Annotated in this window: 13 protein-coding genes and 1 CRISPR repeat array; of the genes, 11 read left to right on the forward strand and 2 right to left on the reverse strand. The window is 27.1% G+C overall.

Annotated features, from left to right (window positions below; translation table 11 throughout):
* Positions 1–65 precede the first annotated feature (65 nt).
* Both Q4Q16_RS08195 and Q4Q16_RS08200 read right to left on the reverse strand, forming a co-directional pair.
* Positions 66–356, reverse strand: coding sequence for a DUF2115 family protein (locus Q4Q16_RS08195; protein WP_303347240.1), 291 nt, complete (start codon positions 354–356; stop codon positions 66–68).
* Positions 353–1,018, reverse strand: a complete 666-nt coding sequence (locus tag Q4Q16_RS08200; RefSeq protein WP_303347241.1) for a histidinol phosphate phosphatase domain-containing protein — start codon at positions 1,016–1,018, stop codon at positions 353–355. The genes Q4Q16_RS08195 and Q4Q16_RS08200 overlap by 4 nt, the downstream gene beginning before the upstream one ends.
* 93 nt (positions 1,019–1,111) lie before the next feature.
* Here Q4Q16_RS08200 and Q4Q16_RS08205 point away from each other — a divergent pair, with 93 nt between their 5' ends.
* The 11 genes from Q4Q16_RS08205 (at position 1,112) to cas2 (ending at position 12,340) form a co-directional block, all read left to right on the forward strand.
* Complete coding sequence (locus Q4Q16_RS08205) at positions 1,112–2,335, forward strand: FprA family A-type flavoprotein (protein ID WP_303347242.1); 1,224 nt, start codon at positions 1,112–1,114, stop codon at positions 2,333–2,335.
* Between the two features lie 23 nt (positions 2,336–2,358).
* Positions 2,359–2,865, forward strand: a complete 507-nt coding sequence (locus Q4Q16_RS08210; protein ID WP_303347243.1) for a flavodoxin — start codon at positions 2,359–2,361, stop codon at positions 2,863–2,865.
* Between the two features lie 26 nt (positions 2,866–2,891).
* Positions 2,892–3,194 carry a winged helix-turn-helix domain-containing protein gene (locus tag Q4Q16_RS08215; protein ID WP_303347244.1) on the forward strand — a complete coding sequence of 101 codons (303 nt, stop codon included), beginning with the start codon at positions 2,892–2,894 and terminating at the stop codon, positions 3,192–3,194.
* Between the two features lie 883 nt (positions 3,195–4,077).
* Positions 4,078–4,776 (forward strand): CRISPR-associated endoribonuclease Cas6, encoded by a 699-nt coding sequence (gene cas6, locus Q4Q16_RS08220; RefSeq protein ID WP_303347245.1) that lies wholly within the window; start codon positions 4,078–4,080, stop codon positions 4,774–4,776.
* 64 nt (positions 4,777–4,840) lie between these two features.
* Positions 4,841–6,568, forward strand: a complete 1,728-nt coding sequence (locus Q4Q16_RS08225) for a TIGR02556 family CRISPR-associated protein (RefSeq protein ID WP_303347252.1) — start codon at positions 4,841–4,843, stop codon at positions 6,566–6,568.
* The gene (gene cas7b / locus Q4Q16_RS08230; protein ID WP_303347246.1) at positions 6,561–7,526 is read left to right on the forward strand and encodes a type I-B CRISPR-associated protein Cas7/Csh2; all 966 of its coding nucleotides are present in this window, start codon (positions 6,561–6,563) and stop codon (positions 7,524–7,526) included. Before Q4Q16_RS08225 ends, cas7b begins: the two co-directional genes overlap by 8 nt.
* 10 nt (positions 7,527–7,536) lie before the next feature.
* Positions 7,537–8,247: a type I-B CRISPR-associated protein Cas5b gene (gene cas5b / locus Q4Q16_RS08235; RefSeq protein WP_303347247.1), complete on the forward strand. Its 711-nt coding sequence runs from the start codon at positions 7,537–7,539 to the stop codon at positions 8,245–8,247.
* Positions 8,234–10,600, forward strand: coding sequence for a CRISPR-associated helicase Cas3' (gene cas3 / locus Q4Q16_RS08240; protein WP_303347248.1), 2,367 nt, complete (start codon positions 8,234–8,236; stop codon positions 10,598–10,600). The genes cas5b and cas3 overlap by 14 nt, the downstream gene beginning before the upstream one ends.
* A 5-nt stretch (positions 10,601–10,605) precedes the next feature.
* Positions 10,606–11,103, forward strand: coding sequence for a CRISPR-associated protein Cas4 (gene cas4 / locus Q4Q16_RS08245; RefSeq protein WP_303347249.1), 498 nt, complete (start codon positions 10,606–10,608; stop codon positions 11,101–11,103).
* A 5-nt stretch (positions 11,104–11,108) separates the two neighbouring features.
* A complete protein-coding gene (gene cas1b / locus Q4Q16_RS08250; RefSeq protein ID WP_303347250.1) occupies positions 11,109–12,080 on the forward strand; it encodes a type I-B CRISPR-associated endonuclease Cas1b in 972 nt (323 codons plus the stop codon).
* Positions 12,080–12,340 (forward strand): CRISPR-associated endonuclease Cas2, encoded by a 261-nt coding sequence (gene cas2, locus Q4Q16_RS08255; RefSeq protein WP_303347251.1) that lies wholly within the window; start codon positions 12,080–12,082, stop codon positions 12,338–12,340. Before cas1b ends, cas2 begins: the two co-directional genes overlap by 1 nt.
* A 110-nt stretch (positions 12,341–12,450) precedes the next feature.
* Positions 12,451–13,330: a CRISPR direct-repeat array (repeat unit 29 nt; unit sequence CTTTAAAATAGACTTAATAGTATGGAAAT).
* Positions 13,331–13,356: the final 26 nt, after the last annotated feature.

Here is a 13,356-nt window from a genome sequence, read left to right on the forward strand (position 1 = left end):
CATCATCAGCGTATTCTGCCTTGATTTTGCATAGTATGCATTGTGAAAAATACACCAAATCATCTTTATTTTCGCAATGGATTAATGGGCTTTTCAGCTATTAGCGCCAGGTAGGGTGAAATGTTTTTAATAAATTCTCTGTTTTCTGCCTCATACCTGTCAAAATAAAAGTCAACATCTTTAATGAAGCTTTCAGTCAGTTTATCATCAATTTCAAAATCTTTTTTTAATTTCCCAGAGAATATCTCATCATATGTCTTTAGGTTATATCTTGCAAGCCTGTCTGTATCGTTTATATCTTTATTTAAGTGATTTAAATCTTTTCGGATGATTTTTAAAAGACATGGAGCTTTCATAAAATTCCTTTGCTTTTCAGCAGCTGGCGGGGATTGTCAACAATGGCTTTCATTGCTTCGCTGTGGGTCAAACCTGCACCCAGTGCAATCTCATATGATTTTTCAAAGGTAATGATGTCTCCCGGCGCGTGGGTATCTGTATCGACGATTAAATTGTTTCCAACTTCCCTTGCAGTGTTTGCCACATGCCCGTTTCCAAGGCAGTGGCCTTTACGGGCGGAAATCTCGAGATAGACATTATTTTCAAGTGCAAGTTCTGCTTCCTTTCTGCTAATCAGGCCGGGATGTGCCAGTATGTCAACATGTTCGGATTTGACTGCGGCAAGGTTGGTTCCTGGAGTTACAGGCTCATTTAATGTTTCCCCGTGAACGACGATTATTTGAGCTCCCAGCTCTTTTGCCCTTTTGGCAATGCCGTCAATGGACTCGACAGGGGCATGTGTAACCTCTGCGCCTAAAACAACGGTGATGTCCCAGTTGGCATTAATATCGTCAATTGCGTCCTGAATTGCCGGAATGGACTCGACATTTGACCAGTCAACATGGTCCGTAATGGCTATTACTTCATGGTTCAGTTTAAGCGCTCTTCTTGCAAGTTCGGAAGGCAATAGTTCCCCGTCACTAAACAGGCTGTGCATATGCAAATCGATTCTCTTATTCAAAATATAACCTCTGATTATTTAAATATAATATATTTTATATAATACATTGAATATAAAGTTATTATATAGTTAAAATTTTTTTGAGGTATGAGAATGAAAGCAAAAGCATTTAAAATAGCCGACGGCGTATACTGGGTTGGAGTACTTCATTGGAACAGCAGAACTTTTCACGGATACGGAATTCCTGGTTCTACCTACAATGCATACCTGGTATTCGGCGAAGAAAAAACTGTATTAATTGACAATGTTTATACAGGTCTTTTTGACCAGTTTGATGCAAGAGTAAAAGATGCCTTTAAACAGGAAGGAAAGGAATTTAAAATTGATGTGTTTGTTCAAAACCACTCTGAAATGGATCACTCAACATACTTGAGGGAAACTATCGACAAATATAATCCCGATGCTGAAATATATGCATCACAAAACTGCATTAATTTCCTGGAAGCCCAATACCATAATTTCTCAGACTTGGAAATTACTCCCGTTGGAACTGGTGATGAAATAGATATTGGCGGCAGAACCCTGAAATTCATATCAGCACCGATGCTTCACTGGCCTGACAGCATGTTCACCTTCCTTGCCGAAGACGGAATACTGTTTTCAAATGACGCATTCGGCCAACACGTGTGCCACTCCAAAAGATTGGATACAGACTACAATGTAGATGAAATTCTAAGGCAGGCTCAAAAATACTATGCAAATCTTGTAACTTTAGGCTCCCCAATGCTTAGAATGAAACTGCAGGAACTGATTGATGCAGACCTGGTAAGCCAAATCAAAATGATTGCACCATGCCACGGTCAAATCTGGACTAATCCTGCACCTATCTTGGAAAAATACTCAGAGTGGGGTTCCGGAGTATGCAATGACAAAATCACTGTAATTTATGATACAATGCACCATTCAACTGAAAAACTGGCTTTCCAAATCGCTGAGGGAATTATGAGCGAAGGAGTTGAAGTCAGAATGTATTACATGCAGGAAGACGGACCTGATGATGTGATTACCGACATTCTGGATTCAAAAGCCATTGCACTTGGTGTGCCTACAATGATGAACAAGCCATTCCCTAGAATAGGAAACATGATGTACTGGCTTGACTGCGTTAACTTCAAAGGAACAGGCAGTGAAAAAAACGCACTCGTATTTTCATCTAAAGGATGGGGCGGAGGAGCAGTGGCCAAACTTGAAAAAGAGCTTGAAGCTGCCGGATTTAATGTTACTGACACACTGGACGTATTATTCGTACCGGACGAAGATGTACTTGAAGAGGCATTTGAGAAAGGTGCAGCACTTGCACGTTCAATTAAAGAATAATATTACTTTACACGGGTTTTAACATGTCTAAACTAATAATATACTTTTCAAGAAGTGGTGAAAATTACTTTTCAGGCGAAATTAAACATGCCGAAAAAGGAAACACAGAAGTAATTGCCGAGTATATCCGGGAATTTACCGGAGCTAGGATGTTTAAAGTCGAGGCGAAAAATGAATATCCTGAAGATTATGCCGAATGCGGAAAAATCGCTAAAGCAGAAAAAGAATCAGACGCACGGCCTGAACTTAAAGAGGCATTAAGGGATATTTCACAGTATGATGAGATATTCATCGGATATCCGAACTGGTGCGGAACACTTCCGATGCCGATGTGGACTCAGTTAGAACAGCTCGATTTCACCGGAAAGGTTGTAAAGCCATTTGTAACTCATGAAGGAAGCGGATTTGGCACAAGTGAAGATGACCTTGAAAAATTATGCTCAGGAGCTGTTTTTAAAAAAGGCATGGCCGTTCTTGGAAAACATATTCATGATGCAAAAGATTTCGTAAAAATCTGGACTGAAGAGTGATTTTGCCACAGAACCTAAAATATTATATGCTATTTGTTAGTAAAATATTATTAGGTCGTGGTATTATTAATGATGAAACATTAAAAAAGTATGCTTATGTCAACATATCATCATATAGGCTAAAAGCAGTAAAATCACTAAAGGATGATGTGAAAATACCCGCTGAAATTGCTCGGGATACTGGAATCAGGAAAAACCATATATCCAATGTTTTGAGGGATTTAAAGGAATCCGGAATTATAGAATGCATCAATGAAGAGGCAAAACGCGGAAGACTTTACCGTTTAACTGAAACCGGTGAAGAAATTGTCGAATTTATGGAAAAGTAAATTTAATGATTTCTAAATTTTCATTTCAGTCTTATTTTTCTTTTTGTTAGTTGGGGTCATGTTTTTTTAAGCTTGTTTAAATGATTATGCGCAGTGCTGATTATAAGTGGAGTTAATGGATTGTGTGGCTTGAAAGCTCTGCAATTTCAGTATCTATATTATAATTAGCTATTCTAAGACAAGCAGATGGGGATTATATAATTATTTTTTACCAATCTAATGGAAAAATTTCCACGAAGTTTTAGCGTACATATCATTAATGATTATCAATTCTTATTTTTATAACTTATTATTACTTATTTTAAATAATATTAAGTATAATTTTAAGTGTAAAAGATTAATGTAAATAAAACCCTTAAAATTAAAATCAAAGAGTTATGAAAAATCTTTTTCACGAAGAAAAAAATTCAAGTGTACAAATAAAATGCATAAAATATGTCAAAACTAAAAATAACGGGTTTTAAAGTATTAATTGATTAAAATAAGCAGATAAATTGATGTTGTCTTAAATTTTGGTATGGTTTCTACAAGGTTCAACTAATATTAAAATTTTTAAAAATCTTTAAAAAGTTACATAACAAAGTATTTTTTCTTAAACTACAAAAAATACTTACATTTTCTCAAAAAAACATTACAAAAAATTAGAGCGAACAAAAACCATAAGAAAAATATAATTGAAATATGCTATTAAAATCAAAAAAATGAAAATTTAAAATATTGATAGGCATATTTGGATCAAATAATTCATAGAATTACTTATTGGATAAAAAAATCAACAAGCAAATTGGCAGTCATCAGACTCATAAATTAAAAAAGATTTAAATAGTTTTATTAACAATATATTAACAATTACAATTATGGTGAAGGTGAAATTATTAGATTAATGATTAAATTTGAACCAAAAGAGAGGATTAAATATTCGGATATTGATAAATATACTATTCAAGGTTTTATCTATTCGATTTTAGAAAATGATTCATTTTTTTATGATTATCATGATAATGTAGGGTTTAAATTTTTTAATTTTTCAAATATTTTTCCAGTTTCCGATTTTGAAAAAAATACCTTGAAAAAGTTAATAATATCATCGCCTAATGATAAATTGATTAAATCATTGTATAAACAATTAAAAAATAAAACTTTTTTTCGATTGAAAAATTATAAGATGGAGTTATTAAAAATTGAATTGTTAACTAACAAAAATTGTTCAAAGTTTATCTCATCAACACCTATCGTTTTATTTGAAGATAATAAAAATAATCAATATTATTCTTTTAAAAAAAATCCTGATTTTAATTTCTTTTTTGAAAGACTTAAAGATAATGCTATTAAAAAATATAATGCTTTTTATGGTTATGATTTTAATTTAGATTCGGAGTTATTTACAAACTTTGAATTTGGAAGGGAAGTTTCAATAAGATTAACAAAGAATAATAATAAATTTATAGTTATTGGCAGTTTATGGAAAAATTTAGAATTTAATTTAACAACTCAAAATAAAGATTTTTATAATTTTTTATTTGAAAATGGGCTTGGTGAGAAAAATAGTTTAGGTTTTGGTTTTTTAAACTGTAGGAAGTGATAATTTTGCTTGATGCTTTATATAACTTGGGTAAATTATACATTGAAAAGAAGGTTTAGATGAGATTGATGTACTTTTGGATAATAAAAAAATTGGTGCTGTAGTTTTAGTTGAATTTATTGAAGAATATGATGGAAACATTATTTATAATAAAGTTTACCAAGAAGATTATGATTCAAAAAATAAAGTTAAATATCTTTATAAAAAAGGGTCATCTAGAGGAACTAATATTACTCCCTCTTGTTTATTAGGTAAGACATTAGAGACTACATTTAATATAAAATTTCTTAAATGGTTTGAAAATAATAAGGATAATGAATTTATATCAAAGTTAAATAATGAAATTTTGGATAACAAAGAGAAGATTTTCAATGATTTAAGTATGGTTGTTGATAGTATTAATGTTAAGGGGAATACTCTTATTTCAATTGTTATCAATAATGGAAAAATTAATTATTTAAATGATTATGTTTACTTTAGAGATATTCTAATTAATGATTCATTAAAAAAATATTATGGTAATAAAAAGCAAATAAAAGGTGAAGGTGTTTGTTCTTTATGTGGTGAAAATAAAGAAGTATATGGATTAGTTTCTAGTTCCATAGGATTTGCATTTTCTACACCTGAAAAAAAGGGTAATGTTCCAGGATATGATATTAAAAATCAATGGAAATTATTACCAATTTGTGATGATTGTGCGATATATTTAAATGCTGGTAAAAATTTTGTTGAAGAATATTTAAATTTCTCTGAATTTGGTTTAAACTATTTTGTTATTCCTAATTTCTTATTTGATTTGAAAAATAACTTTGATATTTTTTATAATAAACTAAAATTATTTAAAAATGATGATAAATTAGATTCAGCAGATTTGATTCATATTGAAAATAAATTGTTTAGAATTGTTAAAAGAATTGATGACATTGCTGAGTTTAAATTTCTATTTTATCAATCGTCGAATAATGCTTTTGATATTTTAGCATTTGTTGAAAGTGTTATTCCTTCTTGGCTAAGTACTCTTTATGATGCTCAATTAAAAATATATGAGTATGATTTCTTCAAGGAAAAAAATCTTAAATTAATTTTTAATGAAAAACATGAAGGTAATTTCATAGAATTAATAAATAAAAATGAGAAAAAGTATCCTTGTGCTACAAATAATTGGTATAAACGATTTTTAAGAGACTTTATAAATGATTTTTCTAGAAAACTCTACATTGATTCTGTTGTTAATGTTATTAGTAATAGGAAATTAGATTATAATTTTTTAATGTCAGTATTTATGGATAAAATAAGATTAAATTGGCGTAACGATGAAAAAAAGGCAATTAAAATTTCTGTTTTGAAATCATTAATGTTATTGTTATTATTTAATAATTTAAATTTAATTAAAGGAGGAAAAATTATGGATTCAAATAATGAGGAATTTAATATAGAATTAATTTTAGACTCACCTTCTAAAAAAGCTACTTTTTTATTAGGTGTATTAACTAGAAAATTAATGAATATACAATATAATGAATTACATTCAACTCCATTTTATAATAAACTGTGGGGACTGTCTTTAGATCAAAAAAAGATTCATAAATTATACCCCATGGTTATTAATAAACTACAGGAGTATAATGCAGGATATATGAGGAATTTGGAAGAAGAAATTTCAAAGAATTTAGCAAAATCAGAAAATAATTGGGGATTAAATAGAGATGAAACAAGTTATTATTTTGTTTTAGGTTTTACTTTACCTAATTATGATAAAAATGAAGAAAAAGGAGATGATTTAAGTGAATAGGTCCGAAATTTTATTTTTATATGACATTGTAGATGCAAATCCTAATGGTGATCCATTAGATGGTAATAAACCAAGATTGGACGAAGAAACAGAAATTAACATTGTGACTGATGTTAGATTTAAAAGAACAATACGTGATTATTTACATGACTTTAAAAATCAAGGAATATTTATTAAAGAGATTCAAGATAAAAATGGCAATATTCAAGATGCAAAACAAAGAGCAAATGATTATTCATCAACTGAAGGAAAATATGATTCATTAGATGAAGCAAAAAATGACCTAAAAAATTGTATATTGAATCAGTGTATTGATGTTAGACTTTTTGGTGCAACAATACCTATTGATGTAAAAGTAGGTAAAACAAATAAAAGCAGTTCTGTAACTTTAACTGGGCCGGTTCAATTTAGAATGGGAAGATCTCTAAATAAAGTTGAAATTCAACACATTAAAGGTACTGGTGCTTTCGCATCTGGAAAAGGTAAAGATCAAAAAACTTTTAGAGAAGAATATATTTTACCATATTCTTTAATTGGTTTTTATGGTATTGTTAATGAAAATGCAGCTAAAGAAACCAAATTAAAAGAAGAAGATATTTATCTATTATTAGATGGGATTTGGAATGGAACTAAAAATTTAATTTCACGTTCTAAATTTGGTCAATCTCCTAGATGTTTAATTCAAATTGAATATAATGAAAATAACTTCTTTATTGGTGATTTGAATAATAAAATTTCTATTTCTCATGATTTTGAAGATGACAAAAAATTAAGAAAAATTTCAGAGCTTGATGTTGATTTATCTGCGTTAATTAGTGCTATTGAAGAAAATAGAGATAAAATTAATAAAATTAATTATAAATTTGACTCAGATATCGAATTTAAAGATTATTCTATGGCTGAACTAATAACTAAGTTTAAAGATTTTGGAATCGAAACATCTGAAATTAATTTATGAGGTTTAATAAATGAATAAAAAACTATTAGCTTTTGATATATGGGGAGATTATGGCTATTTTAGAAGAGGTTACACTTCTACTTCTACAATTACTTTTCCTTTCCCTTCAAGAACTACAATTTCTGGTTTAATTTCAGGAATATTGGGACTAGAAAAAGGTAGTTATCATGAGATTTTTAATGAAGATAATAGTAAAATAGGCTTGAGAATATTAAATCCAATTAAAAAAATTAATATTAATCTTAATTATATCAATACAAAAGGAGGTTTTTTATTATCTGATATTAATTCTAATCCAAGAGTTCAAGTTCAAGCAGAGTTTTTAAAAGATGTAAAATATAGAATTTATGTTTCTTTAAATAATGATAGTTTAATGGAAGAATTATATTGTAATTTAAGCGAACATAAATCAGTTTTCACTCCATGTTTAGGAATTTCTGAGTGTATTGCTGATTTTAAATTAGCTTATGATGATTTATTTGATTTGAATATGTCTAATGGGAATGATGTTAACATTGATTCAGTCATATTAAAGAATAAATTTGATTTAATTATTGAACCTGGAAAGAAATATGGGATAGTTAAAAGCCCGGGATTTATGAATTCAGATAGAATTGTTTCTAAATTCCTGGAATATTATTATGAAGAAAATGCTAATTCAATTAAAGTAAAAAATGGTGATTTTTATTTAATTGGAGATGAAAAAATTGCATTATACTGAATTAAAATCTCATCCAAATAAATTTTTAGAAGACCATTTGAAAAATGTTGCAGATTTTTCAAGATCTTCTTTTTATTCATTAACGTTTGATAATAACGTATTATTTGGTGATATTTCTTATATTATTGGTTTGTCTCATGATTTTGCTAAATCAACTTCTTTTTTTCAAGATTATATTTTAACGGGTAAAAGTAATGAAAATAAATCTCATGGGTTTTTATCCGCAATATTTACATATTTTGCAGTATCCAAATATTTAAAAGAAAATAATGTTAGGTTTGATAAAAATTTATCTATAATTTCTTATATTGTTGTATTACATCATCACGGAAATATAAGAAATATTCCTACCTTAGATGATTATCATGATATTAAATTTAATTCAAAAGTAATAAATAATCAAATTAATGATTTGGTTGATTTAAGTTATGATTTAAATTTATTTTATAATGAGTTTAATATTAATATTAACGAATTTTTTGATAATATTGATAAAATTTCTGAAAGAATTTCTGATGATTTATTTGACTTTGAATATGATGCGACTTTTGATAATTATTTTTTAATTTTACAATTTTATTCTGTTTTGTTGGATGCAGATAAAATGGATGCATCGGGAAGCAATTTTATAAAACGTGAATCTATTCCTAGTAATATTGTTGATGATTATAAAATAAATCATTCTTTTAATTTAGAGGGTATTAATAAAATACGTGAGGAAGCTTATTTGGAAGTTAATAAAAATATAATGAATTTGGATTTATCAAATAAAATTTATTCAATTAATTTACCTACAGGGATTGGAAAAACATTAACAGGTCTTTCAAGTGTATTAAAATTGAGAAATAGAATCCAAGATGAAATGGGAATTAATGCAAGAATTATTTATTCCTTACCTTTTTTATCCATTATTGATCAAAATGAAAATGTAATTAAATCTATTTTCAATGAAAATAATTTAAATGGAAATAACTATTTTTTAAAACATAATTATCTTGCTGATATGAGCTATATTAAAGATGAGGATATGGAATATGAAATTTCAGATTCAAAAATTTTAATTGAGGGTTGGAATTCAGAATTTATTATAACAACATTTATTCAATTATTTTATAGTTTAATAGGTAATAAAAATAGTTTTTTAAGAAAGTTTCACAATATTGCTAATTCAATTATCATTTTAGATGAGATTCAATCAATACCATATAAATTCTGGGGCATTATAAATCTAATACTTAAAAAATTAGCTCATGAATACAATTGTTGGATAATATTAATGACTGCAACACAGCCATTTATTTTCAATGAAACCGAGATTCTTTCATTAGTTGAAAACATAGACTATTATTTTAATAAATTTGATAGAATTGAGTATAATTTCATGTTAGAAAATATTTCACTTTTTGATTTTGCAGATGAATTAATTAACTTAATTGATAAAGAGAAAAATAAAGATATGATGGTTGTTTTAAATACAATTGATTCTTCAGTTGAATTATATAAAATTATTAAAGAACATTTAAATGAAAATAATGAAGGATGTTATTTGGATAATGATGGTATTTTCCATGCTGGAAATGATATTAATCTAATTTATTTATCAACTAATATTATTCCAATCACCCGTTTAAATAAGATTAAAGCTATTAAAAATTCAGAAAAACAAAATATAATTATTTCCACACAGTTAATTGAAGCCGGTGTGGATATTGATGTTGATATCGTTTATCGTGATTTTGCTCCTTTAGATTCTATCATTCAAACTGCGGGTAGATGTAATCGCAGTGGTAAGAAAGATAAAGGTTTGGTTAATGTAATTTCTTTGATAAATGAAAAAGGAAAACAATATTCTGGTTTTGTTTATCAAAAATTATTACTCAATACCACTCAAGAAGTATTAAAAGGTTTAAATCAGTGTAGTGAAAAAGAATTTAATTTAAAAACTTCAAATAAATACTTTGAATTAATTTCCCAACGTAGTTTTGACGATGATAGACTTAAAAATATTTTGAATAATCTTAAATTTAATGATATTCCGTCTAATTTTAAATTAATTGAAACTAATCAAAATAAAATGGATGTTTTTGTTTGTGTTAATGAAGAAGCTGTAAATATATTTAATCAATATAAATTTATTCTTGAAAATTATTCAGGTTTTAAACGTAAAGAAAGATTTTTAAAAATTAAAAGTAATTTTTATCAATATGTAATTTCTGTTGATGAGAAAAAATTTGGTTCAACAAATTTGTATAATGATGAAATCGGCGTGATATATCCAAGTGATTTAAATAGAAAATATGAGTCTGATTTAGGATTTATTTCTTTAGAAAATGAAGAACCTATGATTTGGTAATAATTATGAAAAAAGAAGATATAACTGGAGTTATGGTTCAATATTATGTGTTATGCAAGCGTGAATTATGGTTTTATATTAAACAGATTAATATGAATTATAACAATGATGATATTTCAATTGGGAAGTTTCTTCATGAAACTTCTTATAAAAGAGAAAAAAAAGAAATTCGGCTTGACAACATGGTTTTTGATTTTATTAAACGGGGAGAAGAGTTAGTTATTTTTGAAATTAAAAAATCAAGTAAATTAACAATTGGTGCAAAATATCAATTATATTTTTATTTATATAATTTAAAATTAATACAAACCAATATAAAAGGTATTTTAGTATATCCTAAGGAAAGAAAAAAAGAAGAAATTTTTTTAACTAATGAAATTATTGATGAAATGGAAGAAATAATTAAAGGAATTTTGGAAGTGTCTAATTTGAATAGACCTCCTATTGCTAAAAATCAACCCTATTGCAAAAGATGTTCATTTTATGAATTATGTATGGTGTGAGTGCTATGAAAAATCCGTTATATATTACATCTCATGGTATTTTATCAAGAAAGGATAATACATTGTATTTTATAAATGAAACTGATAAAAAACAGATTCCGATTCATGCAATAAGCGAAATTAATTGTTTTGGAAAAGTTTCACTTAAATCTGGAGCTTCAACATTTTTAATGAAAGAAGGTATTGTTGTTAATTTTTTTAATAAATATGGTTTTTATGAAGGATCATTATATCCAAAAATTAAATTAAATTCTGGTTTGGTTGTTGTTCGACAATCTGAACATTATTTAGATGTTAAAAAAAGACAATATATTGCAAAAGAATTTGTTGAAGGTATTAAACATAATATACTTAAAACAATGAAATATTATTCTAAAAAAGGTAAAAATCTTGATGAATATATTGAAAATATTGAAAAAGAAAATATTGATGGCGATATTGCACAAATGATGAGTTGCGAAGGTCGCATTTGGAATAATTTTTATCAAAGTTTTAATGTGATTTTAAGAAAATTTCCATTTAATAAACGCGAAATTAGACCACCTATAGATGAAATAAACTCTTTGTTGTCATTTGGTAATTCATTATTATATACGACTGTCTTATCTGAATTATATCAAACTTATCTTCATCCATCTGTTAGTTTTTTACATGAGCCCTCAGAGAGAAGATTTTCTTTATCATTGGATTTCGCTGACATTTTTAAACCGATAATTGTTGATAGAACTATTTTTAAATTAGTCAATAATAATATGCTTAGTAAAAAACATTTTACATATGATGTTGGTTGTTTGTTAAATGATAAAGGAAAACAAATTTTTATATCTGAATATCAAAAGAAGTTAGAAACAACAATAATGCATCAAACATTAAATAAAAAAGTTTCTTATAAGTATCTAATTAGGTTAGAAGGTTATAAATTAATAAAACATTTTTTGAAGGATAAACAATATGAAAGTTTTAAAATGTGGTGGTAATGTATCTTGTAATTGTATATGATATTAATGTGGATCGAGTAAATAAAGTTCATAAATTTTTAAAAGCATATCTACATTGGCAACAAAATTCTGTTTTTGAGGGAAAAGTAACTAAATCTCAATATAATGAGATTATAGATAAATTAGATAATTTAATTGATGAAGATGAAGATTCAATAATTATTTATAAATTTCCTTACAAATATCTTGATAAAAAAGTTTTAGGGATTGAAAAAAATCCCATTTTATTTATTTTGTAATTAATGTCCACCTTTATAAATAGATAGTATTAATAATGGTGGACAATAAAATTATCTTATTAGAGAATTCTTAGTATTTCTTTTATTAGTTCTAAGGATTTTTCGACGCACTTTAAAATAGACTTAATAGTATGGAAATTGATTATGACACTACAATATTTTTGATTAATGAAATACTTTAAAATAGACTTAATAGTATGGAAATTCTTCTCGCAAAAATGGAAAAAATAAACAATGCTGCTTTAAAATAGACTTAATAGTATGGAAATATATATTTCAACAACCTCAAAAAAGACCTACTTTTAAACTTTAAAATAGACTTAATAGTATGGAAATCGGAATTTGACCGCCCTGCATAGTGGAGCAGGCAGGCTTTAAAATAGACTTAATAGTATGGAAATTGTCTTTTGGCATATCATCATTTGATATTATATTTACTTTAAAATAGACTTAATAGTATGGAAATTTGCCCCAAAGCCCCCTCAAACGGGCGCTACGTAAACTTTAAAATAGACTTAATAGTATGGAAATATTACATACAAATAAGCGAATCAAATTATGATTACTTACTTTAAAATAGACTTAATAGTATGGAAATTGAGTAAAGAAAACCGAACACTTGCTGACGAGATAACTTTAAAATAGACTTAATAGTATGGAAATGCCATTCAAGTATGGATATTAATTCTTTTTCGGAAGCTTTAAAATAGACTTAATAGTATGGAAATCGTGTTAAAGCAAGATTACAATACATGGGTAAAAGACTTTAAAATAGACTTAATAGTATGGAAATGACTTTCAGCATTGTTTATTTTTTCCATTTTTGCGACTTTAAAATAGACTTAATAGTATGGAAATTAAGTTTGTATTTTTTCATATTTAATATTCAAAAAAATCTTTAAAATAGACTTAATAGTATGGAAATATAAAAAAGTAGTTACAACCGTTCATGGAAATATGACTTTAAAATAGACTTAATAGTATGGAAATAGAACTCAGTTAATATTATTAATTGT

Origin of the sequence: Methanobrevibacter sp., assembly GCF_030539875.1 — an archaeon.
Lineage (GTDB): Archaea > Methanobacteriota > Methanobacteria > Methanobacteriales > Methanobacteriaceae > Methanocatella.

Excerpts from the sequence above, each read along its gene's own strand:
- cas5b (WP_303347247.1), top strand. The coding sequence starts at position 7,537 with ATGAATAAAAAACTATTAGCTTTTGATATATGGGGAGATTATGGCTAT.
- Q4Q16_RS08210 (WP_303347243.1), top strand. The coding sequence starts at position 2,359 with ATGTCTAAACTAATAATATACTTTTCAAGAAGTGGTGAAAATTACTTT.
- cas2 (WP_303347251.1), top strand. The coding sequence starts at position 12,080 with ATGTATCTTGTAATTGTATATGATATTAATGTGGATCGAGTAAATAAA.
- Q4Q16_RS08205 (WP_303347242.1), top strand. The coding sequence starts at position 1,112 with ATGAAAGCAAAAGCATTTAAAATAGCCGACGGCGTATACTGGGTTGGA.
- cas1b (WP_303347250.1), top strand. The coding sequence starts at position 11,109 with ATGAAAAATCCGTTATATATTACATCTCATGGTATTTTATCAAGAAAG.
- cas6 (WP_303347245.1), top strand. The coding sequence starts at position 4,078 with ATGATTAAATTTGAACCAAAAGAGAGGATTAAATATTCGGATATTGAT.
- cas4 (WP_303347249.1), top strand. The coding sequence starts at position 10,606 with ATGAAAAAAGAAGATATAACTGGAGTTATGGTTCAATATTATGTGTTA.
- Q4Q16_RS08195 (WP_303347240.1), bottom strand. The coding sequence starts at position 356 with ATGAAAGCTCCATGTCTTTTAAAAATCATCCGAAAAGATTTAAATCAC.
- Q4Q16_RS08215 (WP_303347244.1), top strand. The coding sequence starts at position 2,892 with ATGCTATTTGTTAGTAAAATATTATTAGGTCGTGGTATTATTAATGAT.